The 15,729-nt window shown below is 73.1% G+C and carries 13 protein-coding genes; 6 read left to right on the forward strand and 7 right to left on the reverse strand.

Annotated elements, in window-relative coordinates; translation table 11 throughout:
• Nucleotides 1-111: 111 nt before the first annotated feature.
• From E1258_RS10420 to E1258_RS10430, 3 genes are read left to right on the forward strand one after another with little or no spacing between them, the layout of a single operon-like run.
• On the forward strand, nucleotides 112-1,764 hold the full coding sequence (locus E1258_RS10420) for an amino acid adenylation domain-containing protein (RefSeq protein ID WP_243715322.1): 1,653 nt from the start codon (nucleotides 112-114) through the stop codon (nucleotides 1,762-1,764).
• Nucleotides 1,761-3,107 carry a hypothetical protein gene (locus tag E1258_RS10425; RefSeq protein ID WP_207919498.1) on the forward strand — a complete coding sequence of 449 codons (1,347 nt, stop codon included), beginning with the start codon at nucleotides 1,761-1,763 and terminating at the stop codon, nucleotides 3,105-3,107. Before E1258_RS10420 ends, E1258_RS10425 begins: the two co-directional genes overlap by 4 nt.
• 16 nt (nucleotides 3,108-3,123) lie before the next feature.
• Nucleotides 3,124-3,888, forward strand: coding sequence for an enoyl-CoA hydratase-related protein (locus E1258_RS10430; protein WP_132399094.1), 765 nt, complete (start codon nucleotides 3,124-3,126; stop codon nucleotides 3,886-3,888).
• Between the two features lie 42 nt (nucleotides 3,889-3,930).
• Here E1258_RS10430 and E1258_RS10435 read toward each other — a convergent pair whose 3' ends face one another.
• The 5 genes from E1258_RS10435 to E1258_RS10455 form a co-directional block, all read right to left on the reverse strand.
• Nucleotides 3,931-4,611: a response regulator transcription factor gene (locus tag E1258_RS10435; protein WP_132399096.1), complete on the reverse strand. Its 681-nt coding sequence runs from the start codon at nucleotides 4,609-4,611 to the stop codon at nucleotides 3,931-3,933.
• 55 nt (nucleotides 4,612-4,666) lie between these two features.
• Entirely contained in the window at nucleotides 4,667-5,995 is a 1,329-nt protein-coding gene (locus tag E1258_RS10440; protein ID WP_243715323.1) for a cell wall metabolism sensor histidine kinase WalK, read from the reverse strand.
• Nucleotides 5,996-6,163: 168 nt separating this feature from the next.
• Complete coding sequence (locus tag E1258_RS34575; RefSeq protein ID WP_132399100.1) at nucleotides 6,164-6,385, reverse strand: bile acid:sodium symporter; 222 nt, start codon at nucleotides 6,383-6,385, stop codon at nucleotides 6,164-6,166.
• 373 nt (nucleotides 6,386-6,758) lie between these two features.
• Nucleotides 6,759-7,394 carry a maleylpyruvate isomerase family mycothiol-dependent enzyme gene (locus E1258_RS10450; protein WP_207919499.1) on the reverse strand — a complete coding sequence of 212 codons (636 nt, stop codon included), beginning with the start codon at nucleotides 7,392-7,394 and terminating at the stop codon, nucleotides 6,759-6,761.
• A gap of 185 nt (nucleotides 7,395-7,579) precedes the next feature.
• Nucleotides 7,580-7,876 carry a hypothetical protein gene (locus tag E1258_RS10455; RefSeq protein ID WP_243715324.1) on the reverse strand — a complete coding sequence of 99 codons (297 nt, stop codon included), beginning with the start codon at nucleotides 7,874-7,876 and terminating at the stop codon, nucleotides 7,580-7,582.
• An 85-nt stretch (nucleotides 7,877-7,961) separates the two neighbouring features.
• Here E1258_RS10455 and E1258_RS10460 point away from each other — a divergent pair, with 85 nt between their 5' ends.
• On the forward strand, nucleotides 7,962-8,465 hold the full coding sequence (locus E1258_RS10460; RefSeq protein ID WP_132399102.1) for a winged helix-turn-helix domain-containing protein: 504 nt from the start codon (nucleotides 7,962-7,964) through the stop codon (nucleotides 8,463-8,465).
• A gap of 106 nt (nucleotides 8,466-8,571) precedes the next feature.
• Here the strand turns inward: E1258_RS10460 and E1258_RS10465 are convergent, their stop codons facing one another.
• Entirely contained in the window at nucleotides 8,572-12,924 is a 4,353-nt protein-coding gene (locus E1258_RS10465; RefSeq protein ID WP_243715325.1) for a S8 family serine peptidase, read from the reverse strand.
• Between the two features lie 335 nt (nucleotides 12,925-13,259).
• Between E1258_RS10465 and E1258_RS10470 the strand changes: the two genes are divergently transcribed.
• Nucleotides 13,260-13,808, forward strand: coding sequence for a winged helix-turn-helix domain-containing protein (locus E1258_RS10470; protein WP_243715326.1), 549 nt, complete (start codon nucleotides 13,260-13,262; stop codon nucleotides 13,806-13,808).
• Between the two features lie 86 nt (nucleotides 13,809-13,894).
• Here E1258_RS10470 and E1258_RS10475 read toward each other — a convergent pair whose 3' ends face one another.
• The gene (locus E1258_RS10475; protein ID WP_132399108.1) at nucleotides 13,895-14,533 is read right to left on the reverse strand and encodes a M23 family metallopeptidase; all 639 of its coding nucleotides are present in this window, start codon (nucleotides 14,531-14,533) and stop codon (nucleotides 13,895-13,897) included.
• 420 nt (nucleotides 14,534-14,953) lie between these two features.
• Between E1258_RS10475 and E1258_RS10480 the strand changes: the two genes are divergently transcribed.
• Nucleotides 14,954-15,729 (forward strand): family 43 glycosylhydrolase (locus E1258_RS10480; protein ID WP_165949715.1); only part of this gene is annotated, 776 nt, incomplete at its 3' end.

Below are 15,729 nucleotides of genomic sequence, written 5' to 3' on the forward strand. Positions count from 1 at the left end.
CAGGGTCGTAAACCCTGGTCGCCGCGCGGAATCTAAGACATTTCCCATTCAAATTGTCCACCATCGATGCTGATCGCCGCGCAGGGCGGCCGATCAGAACAGGAGCACCCCATGTCCGTACGACAATCCGGCACAATCGACGACACGACGGCGCGTCCGGTCAGCACCCTTGCGGCCGAGCCGGACGGCTGGCAAGGCCCCCTGCTGGACCACCTTCCACCGCGCGAGCGGCATCTGTTCCACCGGTTCGGCCAGGGACCGGTGGTGCCCGTACCCGATCTGCGCATCCACCAGGCGTTCGAGCGCTGGGCCGCCGCCACCCCGGACGCCGTCGCGGCCGAGCACCTCGGGGTGCGGATCGGCTACCGCGAGCTGGACCGCCAGGCCAACCGGCTCGCCGCCCGGCTCGCGGCCCTCGGCGTACGGACCGGGGACACCGTGGGCGTCTTCACCAGCCGGTCCATCCCGATGCTGGTGGCAATCCTGGCGACGCTGAAGGCCGGGGCGGCCTACGTCCCGCAGGACGTCCGGATCGCCCCTGCCGGGCAGTTGCGGCAGGTCGCGTCGACCGCCCGGTGCCGGGCGGTGCTGACCACGTCCGCGACCCTGGACGCGGTGCCGGCGCTGCCCGGCGTCGCGCGGCTCGCGGTCGACGAGATGATGGCGGAGCCGCTGCCGCCGGGCCAGCACATGACCGCCGGAGTCCCGGACCGCCCGGTGCGGGCCGACGACGGGTGCTACGTCCTGTTCACCTCCGGCACCACCGGCACGCCGAACGGCGTCACCGTGACCCACGGCAACGTGGCCAACATCCTGCTCACCGCCCCGGGCAACCTGGGGATCCGGCCGGGCCGGCGGGTCGCCCAGTTGCTCAACGTCGCCTTCGACATGGCGGCCTGGGAGATCCTCGGCTGCCTCGCCAACGGCGGCACCCTGCTCGTACGCGACCGCGACCTCACCGCAACCGCCGCGCGCGCCGACGTGGTGATCGCCACCCCGTCGGTGCTCGGGCGGATCGACCTGGCCCGGTGCGACCGGGTCCGCGTGGTCGCGGTGGCGGGCGAGCCCTGCCCGCGCCCGCTGGCCGACCGGTGGGCCGTCGGACGCACCTTCTACAACTGCTGCGGGCCGACCGAGACCACCATCGTCAACACCATGCACCGCCACCGGCCCGGCGCGGCGCTCACCATCGGCCGGCCGACGCCGAACAACACCGTCTACGTCCTCGACGCCGACGGTCGGCCCTGCCGCATCGGCGAGGTCGGCGAGATGTGGGCCGGCGGCGGCTGCGTCTCCGCCGGCTACCTCGACAACGACGCGCTCAACGCAGAACGGTACGCCCCGGACCCGTTCCTGGGCGGCGGCCGGCTGATGTTCCGCACCCGCGACCGGGGCCGCTGGAGCGCCGACGGGGAGCTGGAGCACCTGGGCCGCACCGACGACCAGGTGAAGGTCCGGGGCTTCCGGGTCGAGCTGGACGCGGTCTCCACCGTGTTGGAGGCGGTGCCGGGCTGCCGGCGCGCGGTCACGCTCAAGCTGACCGACCGCGACCTCGTCTCCTTCGTCGCCCCGGCGGAACTGGACCCCCAGCGGTGCCGGGACGCGGTGGCCGCCGCGCTGCCCTACTACTACGTGCCGGCGGCCGTGCATCCGCTGCCGGAGCTGCCGATGACCGGCCGGGGCAAAATCGACCGGGACGCGCTACACCGACTCGCTTTGGACCTGCGGTGGCAGTGGGCGCACATCGAGGAGGCGGCGGCGTGACCACCACTCCCGTCCGGCCGCAGCCGGCCCCGCCGCCACGTACCGTCGCAGCCACCGCGCCCGACGACGCACCGCCGGCCCCGGTGTCGACGCTGCGCCGGATCCTCGCCCACCCCCGGTTCATGCACCACCACCGCCTGGTCGCGGCGGTCCTCGCGACCAACGCCGCGCTGCTGTTCTACGGGCTCAGCGCCGGCTGGTGGCGCGGGCCCGGCGCGCCCGACGCCCTGGGCGCCGCAGCGCTGGCAAACGTCGCGCTGGCGGTGCTGGTGCGCCAGCAGTACGTGATCAACCTATTCTTCTGGCTGGCCACCCGGGCGCCGACCCACTGGCCCCTGCGGGTCCGCTGGACGCTGGGCAAGGTCTACCACTTCGGCGGGCTGCACGTCGGCGCGGCGCTGGCCGGGACCGCCTGGTACCTGGGGCAGCTCGGCGCGCTGACCGCCGGGGGCGGCCCCGGCGGGACGGGGGCGCTGGTCACCGGGTACGCCGCCGCCGGCCTGCTGCTGGCGGTCGTCGGCACCGCCCTGCCGCCGGTGCGGTCCCGCCGGCACGACCTGTTCGAACGCACCCACCGCCTCGGCGGCTGGGCGGCCCTGCTGCTGCTGTGGGCGCAGGCCGGCTTCCTGGCCGGCGGACCGGCCGCGCTGGCCACCTCGCCACAGGGCTGGGTGCTCGCGGTGCTGACCGCCAGCATCGCCCTGCCCTGGCTACGGCTGCGCCGGGTGCCCGTCGTGATCGGGCGTCCCTCGTCGCACGTGGCGCTGGTCCACTTCGACCACGGGGTGACGCCGTTCCCCGGCTCGTCCACCGCGATCAGCCGCAACCCCCTGTGGGAGTGGCACTCCTTCGCGAACGTGCCGGCACCCGGGCGCACCGGCTTCCGGCTGACCGTCTCCCGCGCCGGCGACTGGACCGGGCGGTTCATCGACGACGCGCCGGACCGGGTCTGGGTGAAGGGGATCAGCACGGCCGGGGTGGCGAACATCGAGACCCTGTTCCGGCGGGTGGTGTACGTGGCCACCGGCAGCGGCATCGGCCCGGTGCTACCGCACCTGCTGGCCGAGCAGGTGCCGGCCCGCCTCGTCTGGGTGGCCCGCCGGCACCGGGAGACCTTCGGCGACGACCTGGTCGAGGAGATCCTCGCCCACCAGCCCGACGCGCTGCTGTGGGACACCGCCCACGACGGCAAGCCCGACATGCTGCGGCTGGCCTGGCAGGCGTACCGCCAGTTCGACGCCGAGGCGGTCATCTGCATCTCGAACCGGGCGCTGACCTGGCAGGTGGTGCGGGGCATGGAGGAGCGCGGCGTGCCCGCGTACGGCGCGATCTGGGATTCCTGACGACATGGAGGCGACGATGCGGATCACCATCGAGAAGGACGACCGGGTGGTCACGGTGCGGCTGTGCCGGCCCGAGGTGCGCAACGCGCTGGACACGGCGCTGATGACGGAACTGGTCGAGGCGCTGCGGCCACTGGACCGCGATCCGGGCGTGGGCTGCTTCGTGATCACCGGATCGGAGCAGGTCTTCGCCGCCGGCGCGGACATCAGGGAGATGGCGGGCAAGTCCTTCCTGGACGTGGCGCTGGAGGATCACTTCGCGGGCTGGGACGCGTTCGCCGCGCTGCGTACCCCGAAGATCGCGGCGGTGGCCGGGTACGCGCTCGGCGGCGGCTGCGAGCTGGCGATGATGTGCGACCTGGTCTTCGCGGCGGACAACGCCCGGTTCGGGCAGCCGGAGCTGCGGCTGGGGGTGATGCCCGGCATCGGCGGCACGCAGCGGCTGACCCGGCTGGTCGGCGCGGCCCGGGCCATGGACATGGTCCTCACCGGCCGGCAGCTCGACGCGGCGGAGGCGGAACGGTTCGGCCTGGTGTCGCGGGTGGTGCCGGCGCAGCGGCTGCTGGCGGAGGCCCAGGCCGCGGCGGCGGTCGTGGCCGGGCACCCCAAGCTGGCGACGCTGCTGGCCCGGGAGGCGGTCCGGCAGGCCGAGGAGGTCGGCGTGAGCGCCGGGGTGCTGTTCGAGCGGCGGGCCTTCCATGCCCTGTTCGCCACCGAGGACCAGCGGGAGGGCATGGCCGCCTTCCTGGAGAAGCGTCCGGCCCGGTTCCCGGGTCGCTGAGCCGTCGGCCGCCCGGGACCATGCCGGTCCCGGGCGGACTGCTCAGAGCGCGCCGATCTGGTAGCCGAGCCCGTGCACGGTACGGACCACCCCGTCGCCGAGCTTGCGCCGCAGGTAGTGCACGTACGTGTCGACCACCGCCTCGGTCCGGTCGATACCGAAGACCCGCCCGCGTAGCTGGCTGCGGCTGTGCACCATCCGGGGTTGCGTGGCGAGCAGCCGGATCAGCTCGAACTCCCGCCCGCTGAGCGCCACCTCCCGGCCGTCGGGCAGCCGCACCCCGCGCTGGGCCAGGTCGAGCTGCCCGGCCCCGATGGGGATCAGCTCGGCCCCGTCGAAGCGGCGGCGGGTCAGCGCCCGCACCCGGGCCATCAGCTCCGTCACCTCGAAGGGCTTCGGCAGGTAGTCGTCGGCGCCCGCGTCCAGGCCCCGGATCCGCTCGTCGGGTTCGGCCAGTGCGCTGAGCATGAGCACCCGGGCGGCGATCGCGCGGCGCCGCAGCCGGATGAGCAGGTCGACGCCGTCGATCACCGGCAGCCGTCGGTCGAGCATGATCACCTGGTACCGGCCGCGCAGGGCCAGGTGCAGGCCCTGCTGGCCGTCCCGGGCCAGGTCGATCCGGTACCCGGCCCCGCTGAAGAGCTCGACCAGCATGTCGGCGAGGTCCGCGTCGTCCTCGACGAGAAGCAGCGGGCCGTGCACCGCGGCTGGAGGGACGTTCATCCGTTCATGGTCGCACCAAAGCGGGAGGAAGTTGACCGGTGGAATTCTCCGCCGGTCAGGATCTGCTCATCTCGCGCTCCCGATCCGCCCGGTCGCGGTTCGCCCGCCAGCAGAAGGGCCACCACGAACCGACGGGGTCGCCGTCCGGCGGCGGCGAGCCGGCCCGCCCCCGCCCGCGCACCGGCAGCCGTACGGTGAAGGTGGCTCCCGCCCCCGGCCGGCCGGTGGCGCTGATCGTGCCGCCGTGCGCGGTGACCACCTCGCGGATCAGGGCCAGCCCGAGCCCGACCCGGCGGTCCCCGGAGCCGGGGCCACGGTGGAACCGGTCGAAGATCCGGTCCGCGTGCCGTGGGTCGAACCCCCGGCCGGAGTCGCTGACCACCAGCTCGACGTGGCCCGCGACCTCCGGGCGCAACCGCACCTCGATGTGGCCGCCGGCCGGGGTGTGGTTGAGGGCGTTCGCCAGCAGCTCCGCCACCACCCGGCGCAGCGCGGGGCCGACGCCGCAGACCGGCACCGGGGCATCGGCCCCGACCACGGTGAGCGTCACGCCGTGTTCGGCGGCGCGCGGCGCGTCGGCCTCGATCGCCTCGGCGACGAGCGCGGCGAGGTCGACCGTGGCCGGCGGTCGGGTCGCCGACGCCGTGTCGGCCAGCCGGGCCGACAGGAGCAGTTCGTCGACGACCTCCCCCAGCCGTCGGGTGGTGCGCAGCAGCCGGTCCAGATCCTGCCGGTCCGCGTCGCTGCCCGAGCGGGCCGACCGCCGCGCCAGCAACTGCGCCGCCATGTGCACCCGGGTGATCGGGGCACGCAGCTCGTGGCTGGCGTCGGCGACGAAGCGGCGCTGCCGGTCGAGCGCCTCAGCCAGCGGCAGCACCGCCGCGCGGCGCAGCCGCAGATCGGTCGCGGTCGCCGCGGCCAGAACCGCCACTCCGGCGAGTGACATCGCCCAGAGCAGGTATCGCCGCTCGGCGAGCTGGAAGCGGGCGTCGAAGACCACCTGGACGACCTCGTCGCCGCGCACCTGCGTGCGCACGTGGTAGACCGTGCCGTTGCGGGCGACCTGGCCGACCTGCGGCCGGCCGTTGCGGGCCACGGCGTGGATGACCTCGTGCTGCGGGAAACCGGCCGGGGGTGCGCCGGCGTGCCCCGTGTCGCTCGCGCCGCCGAAGATCCAGGTGCAGCCGGACGGGTCGGCCGGGCGGCCGTGCACCATCGCCCAGTCAAGCTCGTGGCGGATCTTCGCGTGCTGGACGTGCAGCAGGGCGGTGTACGCGATGCCCCCGACCAGGGCCAGCACGGCGACGACCAGCAGGCCGACGGCCAGCCCCGTGCGGGGTCGGACACGGCGTGCGGCCAGCCGCATGCCGTCGGTCAGCGGCACGACGCTTCCGCCCCACGCCTGACCGCGCAGGCGCGACCTTGTCTGCCTTCGCGGCCACCGACCCGCATTCATCGAAGATGACACATCACCCATCGGATCGAAAGGGATCACCGAGCGTCCTCCCCGGATGGCGGGCCCGCCTCGTGGCGGCGGAGGTCAGCTCCCCCGCTACGGCGGGGGTGTGCGCCCTGTCGCCGCGCGCCCCCAGCGCCGGGCCAACCCGGCGCAGACCAGCAGCTGGATCTGGTGGAACAGCATCAGCGGTAGCAGGATCAGCCCGACGGTCTGCGGGCTGATCAGCACCGCCGCCATCGGCAGCCCCGTCGCCATGATCTTCTTCGACCCGCAAAGGATCGCGGTGATCCAATCGGGCCAGGAGAAGCCTAGCAGCCGCGCCGCCCCCGGCCGTGGCCAGCAGGACCACGATCAGCAGCGCCACCAGCACGCCGAAAAGCCCGGAGCCGTGCACCACCTGTCGTTCCGCTTCGGCGGCTGGCGCAACCGGGTCCACGACGGGCACGGCACCGACGTCACCAGGTTCGGCCTGTGGTCGAACTACAGCATCCTGCTCGTCACGCTGGGCGTGCTCGGGGTCTGCTGCGGCGGCTTCAAACTCGTCGCCGCCCTGTCCGGCACGTCCGGACCGCCCGGCGGAGGGGCCGCCCGACCGGCGAACCGGAGGACGAGACCTCGTCGGCGTGCGGCGCTCAGCCGAGCGACCGGCCGGGTGTATCCCGCGCCGGGCCGCCGGGTGTCGCCCTGGTCAGTTGGCCCAGCGCCCGGTCAGCACCGCAGTGCCGTCGCCGTCGAGCTCGGGCAGGACCACCCGCCGGCCGGTCAGCGCGAGCAGCAGCGCCTCGCCGGTCCCCCGGACCACCGGGCCGTCGCCGGACGCCCAGCCCAGGTCGGTGGCCTCGAACCGCAACCCGGCGACCCGGCGGCGGACGACGAACCCGACGGCCCGACCGCCGGCCAGGAAGTCCAGCGACGTACGCAGCCGGTGCGGGTCCAGGTCGGCGGGCAGGCCCAGCGGACGGCAAATGTCCTGCCTGTGCACCTGCACGTCGGTGAGCTGACCGAGGTACCCGACCACGAGTGGCCGGAACGGATGCTCCGCGTGGGCCCGCAGCGCCGCAGCCAGCTCATTGGCTGGCCGGCGGGCCACCTGGCTGGCCAGGCGCGCGTTCGCCGCATGTAGGTCGAAGCCGGAGCGCAGCACGAGCGGCAGGACCCGCCACGGTCTGACCACCAGCGGCGACACCAGGTGCCCGACGACCTCCCGCACCGTCCAGGCGCCGCAGAGGCTGGGGGCGTCCAGTTGGGCGGGGGTCAGCGAGTCGAGCAGGTCGGCGATGCGGCGGCGCTCGGCGGCGATCATCGGCAGCACGTCAGAGGACACGGAGACATTCTGCCGGCTCCGCGCCACGCGGTATCCCTCGCCCGGCGGCACCCGCGACGGCGGCGCGGGTTCACGCGCGGGCTATCGAGCCGTCACGCGGCGGGCCAGCTCCGCCGCCCGGTACGCGGCGACCTGGCGCGCCTTGGCCGCCACGAACCGCCGCAGCGGCACCGGCGCGTCGGCGGTCACCCCTCCCGGACCACCCGGATCGGGTTGTCCCACCGCACCGGCCCAGCCAGCCGGAACCGCTCGACGGCGACATAGTGGGCCACGACGTGACCCTGCGCGTCGTGGCTCGTGCGCACATCGCGGACCGCCACGATCAGCGGCGACAGCCCGACGTAGCTGTTCGGGTCGGTCAGGTGGTGGTACACCTCGTCCGGCAGCGCCGCGACGACGCAGGTCGTCTCGAACGCGACCGGCGGTTTCCGGGCCTCGGGCACGCCGACATACTGCCACGCCCGCCCCCGACCGGCGGCCACCGTCGGGAGGGGACGTTGCCGTTGACATCGACGCCTATTACTATATGCACGCCATCGGCGCGAGCGGTGGACGGGAGGGCGGAGGATGAGCGGGAAGCCCTCCTTGACCATCGGCATCGCCTCCTCGGCGATGCACCGCCAGCGCCTCGCCGAACTGTTCGGCGGGGCCGAGGCGTTCCTGATCGTCTCCAGCGTCGACCAGGCACGGCGGCTCCTCGGCGTGGCCGGCAAGCCTCCCGCCCCGCCTTCCCCGCCCGCCGAGGTGGCGACCCACCGGCCGGTGGTCGCCGCCGACGCGCCGGCGAGCGCGCTGGGCATCGACTCGGATCGCCGGGTGCTGCGTTGGCGCAACCGCGAGATCGGTCTGACCCCGCTGGAACACGACCTGCTGCGCTGTTTGGTGGGCACGCCCGGGCACACCTGGACCCACTGGCGGCTGCACCGCGAGGTCTGGGGCACCGAGCGCCTGGGCCGCGGCTCCGACCTGCACTCGGTGGTGCGCAGGGTACGGCGCAAGCTGGCCCGGCTCGGCGTACCGGCGACGATCGACGCGGTCCGGGGAGTCGGCTTCCGGCTGGCGGTGTCCTGAACCTCCGGCCCGCCGCCACCCGAACGTTCGGCCCCGCCCCGAGGACGCCTCCGGCCCGCCCGGTCGTGCGACCGGGCGGGCCGGGCTGTCCGTCAACTGTCGACGGTCAGCAGCGGATCGGCGACAACGCGAAGTTCTCCACCGTGGGCGTGCTGGTGTTGATCTTCGCCTGTCGGGTCTGGGGCTTCCACCCGTCCTTGGCGACGATCAACGTCAGCGGGTTGTTCCGCTTGTCCAGCCAGTAGGCGTACCGGCCCTGGATGTCCGTGGCGAACGTCCACGACATCGCCCAGGAGTCGACCTGGACCACCGCGCCGGCGATCGGCGCGCCGACGCCCTGGCAGGGCGTCCCGGTGACCGCGCCCATCAGCTTGCCCCAGGTCTTCGGCGGCTGCGCGGTCATCGTGACCGGCACCGGTGCGACCGCGTAAGGGGTGTTCTCGGTGATCTCGACCGACGCCGTGTACGTGCCCGGCTGGTCGACGGTGGCCGCCATCGCGACGGTGACCGTGACCTTCTCGCCCGGCGCCAGCGTGGCCGCCGTCTTGTCGATCGTCATCCAGCTGACGTCCGCGGCGACCGCGGCGCACTCGCCGAAGCCGGGCAGCACCTCGCTGTCCGCCGTCGCGGTGAAGCTGACCGACGCGCCGCCGACCTTGTAGAAGCCACACGCCGCGCCGCCACGGTACCGCGCGGTGTTGGCGTTCGGCAGGGCCGACCACGAGTTGCTCGCCGGCTCGTAGGCGAAGCCGGCGTTGGTGATCGCGCCGCCCTGCGAGCCGCCGACGACCAGCAGCTTGCCGTTGGCCACGGCGAACGAGCTGGCCCAGTTGTCGGCCGGCGCGTCGGCGATCGCGGTCCAGGCGTTGGTGCCCGGATCGAAGGCGTAGCCGGCCTTCTGCGAGACCGTCCCGTCGTTGCCGCCGGTGCAGTAGACGACACCGTCGACCCCGCCGCAGGACAGGAACGCCACCGACTTCGGGTAGTCGGGCAGCGTCTCCCAGGTGTCGCTGGCCGGGTCGTACCGGACGACGTCGTTCGAAATCGGCGTGCAGTTCGTCGTCGTGCACCCGGCGATCGCGTACAGCTTGCCGTCGACGACCGCCTGGCCGGCGGCGGACCGCGGCGCGGGATTGTTCGCCTTCTTCGTCCAGGTGTTGGCCGCCGGGTCGTACGACCAGGTGGCGGCATCGGGGCCGGACTGCCCCCAGCCGCCGGTCACTATGATCTTCCCGGCCACGACGCCCGCCGTGACGGCGTTGCGCGCGCCGGGAAGGGCGGCGATCGACGACCAGGTCTGGGCGATCGGGTCGTAGGCGTAGTTCTTCGCCGACGACGCCGTGCCGTTGCCGCCGGCGATCGAGTACACCTTGCCGTCCAGGCTGACCACCCGGTTGTCCATCACGTTGGTCGGGAAGTCGGTGACGTCTGTCCAGGGCGCGGCCTGCGGGCCGGCCGGGGCGGGCGCGACCGTGGCGGCCTTGTCCGACGCCCGCGCGGCCAGCGACGTGGCGGCGGTGAGCCGCTGCTCCGGGGCCCCGTCGGCGGCCAGGATCTGCCGCTGGGTCAGCCGGGACCCGTCTGCCCGCAGCAGCTCGAACCCGCCCTTACGCTCGCCGAAGCGGACGTCGACGGGGGCCCCGCCCGTGTTGGTCACCGTGAAGGTCTTGGCGACGGAGCCGGTGGGCATCCGCACCGTGCCGCTGACCGCGGCCGGTTGCACGGACAGCCGGCCGGCCGCGAGCGTGAAGCTCACGGCGGTGGCCCAGTCGGCCTCGACGGTGACCTGCTTGCCCTGGCTGGCGTAGCCGCTGCCCTTCGCCGTGAACCGGTGCTCGCCGGTCAGCGACGAGAACAACCAGTAGAAGCCGTCCGGCAGCTCGGTGTCGTCGGAGGTGGCCACGGTGGTGGCCGTCTCCGTCGGCCGGTCGTCGCTGGTGACGGTCGCGCCGTTGACGTAACCGTTGTCGTTGGCGTCGCGGACGTGGCCGAGCACCAGGCCGCCGCTGGTCGGCTTGCAGGCGACCTCGCTGCCGATCAGCACGTTGTCGACCTGCCACCACCACTCCCAGGTGGCGTCGTAGTAGTGGAACCGGACCTTGACCCGGGACTGGCCCGCGGCCTGCGGGATCGCGATCTCGGTCACCCGGGGGCCGCGCACGTCCGAGGCTTGGCGCAGCACGTTGGTCCAGGTCTCGCCACCGTCGATGCTGAGGTCGACGTCCGCGCGCTCGAAGCTGACCCAGTTGAGGTCCTGGTTGAACCGGATCACCGGGGTGGCCACGTCGGTGAGGTCGACGACCGGGCTGACCAGCGAGGTGTCCTGTTTCCCGCCGGTGCCGTAGTCGTCGCTGTCGACGATCGCGAAGCCGCCGGTGCCGCCGGTGAGGTTGCCCCGTTCCCCCGCGTCGGTGAACTGCCACACCTGGCCGGTGCCGGCGTTGTCGACGACCGACCAGCCGGCCGGGACGCGGTCGCCGTCGAAGGTCTCGTACACCCCGTCGGAGCCGTACGCGTAGCCGGGCGCGATGGCGCAGCCGGCGGCGTCCACGGCGACGGCGACGTTGTGGGTCGTGTTGCCGGAGCCGACCACGATGTCGCGGGTCACCTTCTGGTAGCCCGGATACTGCGGCTCCACCCGCAGCTTGTACGTCGCCGAGGCGGGCAGCGTGAGGCTGTAGCGGCCGTTGCCGGGCGTGGTGTAGTCGGACACCGCCAGGCCCTCGACGCTGACCTTCGCGTACAGCGGCCAGCCGTGGCCGGAGCCGTCGGTGACCGAGCCGCTGACGGTGACCGACGGCACCGCGGTCAGGGCGACGTCGAGTGTCGTGGTCGCGGCGGCGCGGACCGTCGCGGGAAGCGTCCGGCCGCCGTAGCCGAACGCGCTCACGGCGACCTGGTAGTCGCCGACCGGCAGCAGGGACGAGTACCGGCCGTCTGCGTCGGTGGTGAGCTGGCGGGTGGCCGGGCCGGTGAGGGCCACCGTGGCTCCGGGGACCGGATCGCCGGTGGCCGCGTCGGTGACCGCGCCGGCGAGGGTGCCGGTCTCACCGATGGGGGCGGCGCCGAGCAGCGCGAGGGCGTCGAGGCGGCCCTCGCCGTACACGTTGTTGTCGTCGGCGGTCCCGCCGCACTGGGCGTCGACGGCGTCGATCGCCGAGTCGTCCAGCAGGGCACGGGTGGCCGCGACGTCGCCGACCAGCGCGGGTGCCGCCGACCACAGCAGCGCGACCGCGCCCGCGAGGTGCGGTGACGCCATGGAGGTGCCGCTGAGGCTGCCGTAGCCGCCGCCGGGGATGCTGGAGCGGACGTTGACGCCGGGCGCGGAGATGTCCGGCTTGACGGCGCCGCCCTGGCCGGCACCCCGGGAGGAGAAGCTGGCGATGGTGTTGTTGACGTCGTACGCGCCGGTCGAGTAGTTGCTGGACCGGCTGCCCGGTGAGCCGCTGGTCTGGCAGGACGGGCCGCTGTTGCCGTTGGACCAGGCGCCGAAGATGCCCGACGCGGCCCAGGCCAGCGTCACGTCCTCCATGAACGGGTCGTTGGAGGGCAACCGGGTGCCCCACGAGTTGTTGATGATGTTGGGCCGCTTGCCGGCGTCGGGGTTCTCGCCGTCGAGGTCGGTGGGTTCGAGCATCCACTGGCCGGAGGTGATCAGCGCGGCGTCGGTCGGGCAGCAGCCGTTGGCCGCGATCCACCTGACGCCGGGGGCGACGCCGATCTGGTTGGCGCCGTCGGCACCGGCCATCGTGCCCATCGTGTGGGTGCCGTGGCCGTCGCCGTCGCAGGGCGCGGCGGCGCAGTCGCCGGCGGCGTCGTACCAGTTGTAGTTGTGGTCGAAGGTGCCGTCGCCGTTGTTGCCCCGGTACGACTTCACCAGCGCCGGGTGGTCGAACTGCACGCCCGAGTCGATGCTCGCCACCGTGATGCCGGCGCCGGTGACGCCGTACCGCGACCAGACGTCGTCGGCGTTGATGCTCGCGATGCCCCACTCCAGCGCGTTGGTCGTCTTCTCGTCGGCGCCCTCGGTGACCTCGGGAAGCTGGTAGGCGATCGGGGCGTAGACACCGTCGACCTCGGCGTGCGCGGCGAGGCTCTGCGCCAGCGTCAGGGAGCCGCTGCTGACCTTGATGGCGTTGGTCGCCCAGAAGCTCTGGTACTTCGCGCCCGCGCCGTCGAGCTCGGCGCGCACCTTGGCCTGGCTGTCGGCGGCGGCGCGGCGCAGCGCGTCCGCCACGGCGGCGCCCCGCTTGGTCCAGTCGGTGATCGCGCTGGCCCTGCTCAGGTCCGCCCGGGCACCGAAGTGGATCCAGAAGTCGCTCTCGGTCTTGGTCTTGAGCTGTTTGACCAGCTCGGGCCGGATCTTGTCCGCGGACGCCCCGCCCGGCGCGGCCTGCGAGCCGGAACCGGTCGTGGCCAGAGCTGTCGCGACGAGAGCGAGCGCCGCACCGGCGCTCACCAGGCGCCTGGACAGGCCCCTGGGGTGTGGACGTCTCAGCATCGGTGCTGCCTCCTGCAGAACGACCCGCGGTTGGTCGAGCCGTGACAGGGGTACAACGACCGAGTCTCCCCTCTGGACGCACCGGTACGTGCGGCCCCCCAGGCCCCCCAGGCGCCGTGCGGGTCACGCCGGCCGCCTGTGGGGAAACTATGATCGACAAAGATGAAGGATCAAACGCGCGACGTGAGCAACTCGTCGCTAAGAGCTGACCGCTCGGCCACGGTGCCTGACAGTCGCTGTCACGACGATGACAGAGTCGGGCAGGGGTCGCCGGTCGCGTCCGGGTGGACGCCGTGACCGGGGGCGACGGGAGCGCGCCGCCGGGCCCCCTGGACGAGGCGGGGCCCCCGATCCCGTTGGTGATCGCGGTGACGCCGTCACCGGCCGAACGGATCCGGCTCGCCGAACGCCTCGACGGCATCGCGCCCCTGCTGCTGGTGGCCGACCTCGACGAGTTGCGCCGGCTGATCGCGGTGCGGCCCGCCGCGCGGGGGTCCACCACCGGGCAACCGGCCCCCGATCCGGGCCCGGACGACATGCTGCGGATCGACTCGGCCCGCTCCGTTGCCCGCTGCGGGGAGCGCGAGGTCTTCCTCACCCGGCTCGAGCACGACCTGTTGACCCGCCTGACCAGCGAACCGGCGCGGGTCTGGAGCTACGCGGAGTTGCACCGCACCGTCTGGCACGACGAGGGGCGGCAGCGCACGGCCGACGTGCAGTCCCTGGTGAAGCGGCTGCGACGCAAGCTCGACCAGCTCGGCACCGGCGTCACCCTCGTCGCGGTACGGGGTGTCGGGTTCCGGCTGACCGACCACCGGCGGCCCCGGGTCGGCGGCGCGTGAGGCCCCGGGCCGGTGGCATACCCATGCGATCGAAGGTCAGGGCGCTGCCGGGCGTGATCAGGCGTCGAGCGCTCCAGCAGTCGAAGCTACGGCCGCCCGGCGGGGCAGTTGTTGCTGGTCCGGGTGACCGTGTACTCGGTGTCGTCGTTGGTGATCCCCGACGGCACGCCGTCGAAGTGCGTCTCGACCTTCTCCCAGCCCCGGCGCTGCTCGTAGTGCAGGTGCGGCGCGCCGGAGTTGCCGGTGCTGCCGACCCGCCCGATCTGCTCGCCCTGGGCGACCCGCTGCCCCTCGCGCACCAGCGGCGGTTCGAGCAGGTGCAGGTACTGCGTCTCCCACCGGCCGCCATGGTCGATCTTCACCCAGTACCCGCCGCCCCGGCCGCGCGGGCCGTCCGGGTTGTCGGGGGTACGGCCGCCCAACGACCCGTTGATCCCCGCCACGGTCACCGTGCCGGCGTAGGACGCGAGCACTGGTCGCCCCCACGCCTCGCCCCGGGTGGGAAACAGGTCGACGTCGTAGTCGTCGTGCCCGGGATACGTGCCGAGCTGCCACTTCTCGCCGCAGGCGACGGGCAGTTGGAACAGCGGTCGTGGGCCCGGCGACAGCAGCATCGGCACGACGAGGACGGCGACGGCGACGAGGACACCGACCGATCCGAGCGTGAGGACGACGAGGGCGCCCCGGCGGCGCGGGCGGCGTCTGGCGGTACGGCCGGTCGTCATCGTGCCGAGCATGGCAGACGCCGGCAACGCCCCGACGGCCGGGTACGCGGGCCAATTCGGCGGCACGCGAGCCGCCGGGGCCACCGTGGACGGATCACCACGAAGTCCATCCACCCTTGTCCCTGTTAACGGTCACAAGTATCCTGCGTCTCAGGAGCGAAGGACACGCTCCGGCGCTGCCATCGGGAATCCTGACCCGGCGAAAGCAGCGCAGGAGCAACAACCGGGAGCCGAGCATGTCCCCGTTCCGCGTGGACGCCAGCGCCCGCTCCGACCCGTGATGGTCGCAGGCCGGGCCAGGGCCGATCACACCGCCGCGTCCGTGGCTGGGCGCGCCCGTCAGCCACCCCTGCGCGCACGCACCCACCCCTGGGCAGACACCTGTCCCAGGTGAGCCGTCCCCCACCTCGGGAGGTAGCTGTGAGACCCGCATCCGTGTCCCCGACCCGCACCAGAGTCAGGCGTGGCGTCGCCTGGATCGCGACCCTGCTCTGCGTCGCGACGTTGTTCGCCGCCCCGGCGCGGGCGGACAACCCGATCGTGCAGACCATCTACACCGCCGATCCGGCCCCGATCGTGCACAACGGCCGGGTCTACCTCTACACCGGCCACGACGAGGACGGCTCCACCTACTTCACCATGAAGGACTGGCGGGTGTTCTCCTCCGCCGACATGGTCAACTGGACCGACCACGGCTCCCCGATGAGCCTGGCCACGTTCGCCTGGGCCGAGGCGGATGCTTGGGCGGGGCATGTGGTGGCCCGGAACAACAAGTTCTACTGGTATGTGCCGGTGAAGCAGCGCGGTGGTGGAATGGTGATCGGTGTTGGTGTCTCCGACAGTCCCACCGGTCCGTTCCGGGACGCGATCGGGCGTCCGTTGGTCGGCAACGGCGAGATCGACCCGAACGTGATGATCGACGACGACGGGCAGGCCTACCTGTACTGGGGCAACCCCAACCTGTGGTACGTCAAGCTCAACCAGGACATGATCTCCTACTCCGGCAGCGTCACCAGAATCCCCCTGACCACCGCCGGGTTCGGCACCCGTACGGGCAACCCGAGCCGCCCCACCCTCTACGAGGAGGGGCCCTGGGTCTACAAGCGCAACGGCACGTACTACAACGTCTTCGCCGCCGAGTGCTGCTCCGAGTTCATCGGCTACTCCACGGCCCCCGGCCCCACCGGCCCATGGAC

Source organism: Micromonospora sp. KC207 (assembly GCF_004348615.1).
In the GTDB taxonomy this organism is placed as follows: domain Bacteria; phylum Actinomycetota; class Actinomycetes; order Mycobacteriales; family Micromonosporaceae; genus Micromonospora.

Excerpts from the sequence above, each read along its gene's own strand:
- E1258_RS10430 (WP_132399094.1), top strand. The coding sequence starts at position 3,124 with ATGCGGATCACCATCGAGAAGGACGACCGGGTGGTCACGGTGCGGCTG.
- E1258_RS10460 (WP_132399102.1), top strand. The coding sequence starts at position 7,962 with ATGAGCGGGAAGCCCTCCTTGACCATCGGCATCGCCTCCTCGGCGATG.
- E1258_RS10420 (WP_243715322.1), top strand. The coding sequence starts at position 112 with ATGTCCGTACGACAATCCGGCACAATCGACGACACGACGGCGCGTCCG.
- E1258_RS10475 (WP_132399108.1), bottom strand. The coding sequence starts at position 14,533 with ATGACGACCGGCCGTACCGCCAGACGCCGCCCGCGCCGCCGGGGCGCC.
- E1258_RS10435 (WP_132399096.1), bottom strand. The coding sequence starts at position 4,611 with ATGAACGTCCCTCCAGCCGCGGTGCACGGCCCGCTGCTTCTCGTCGAG.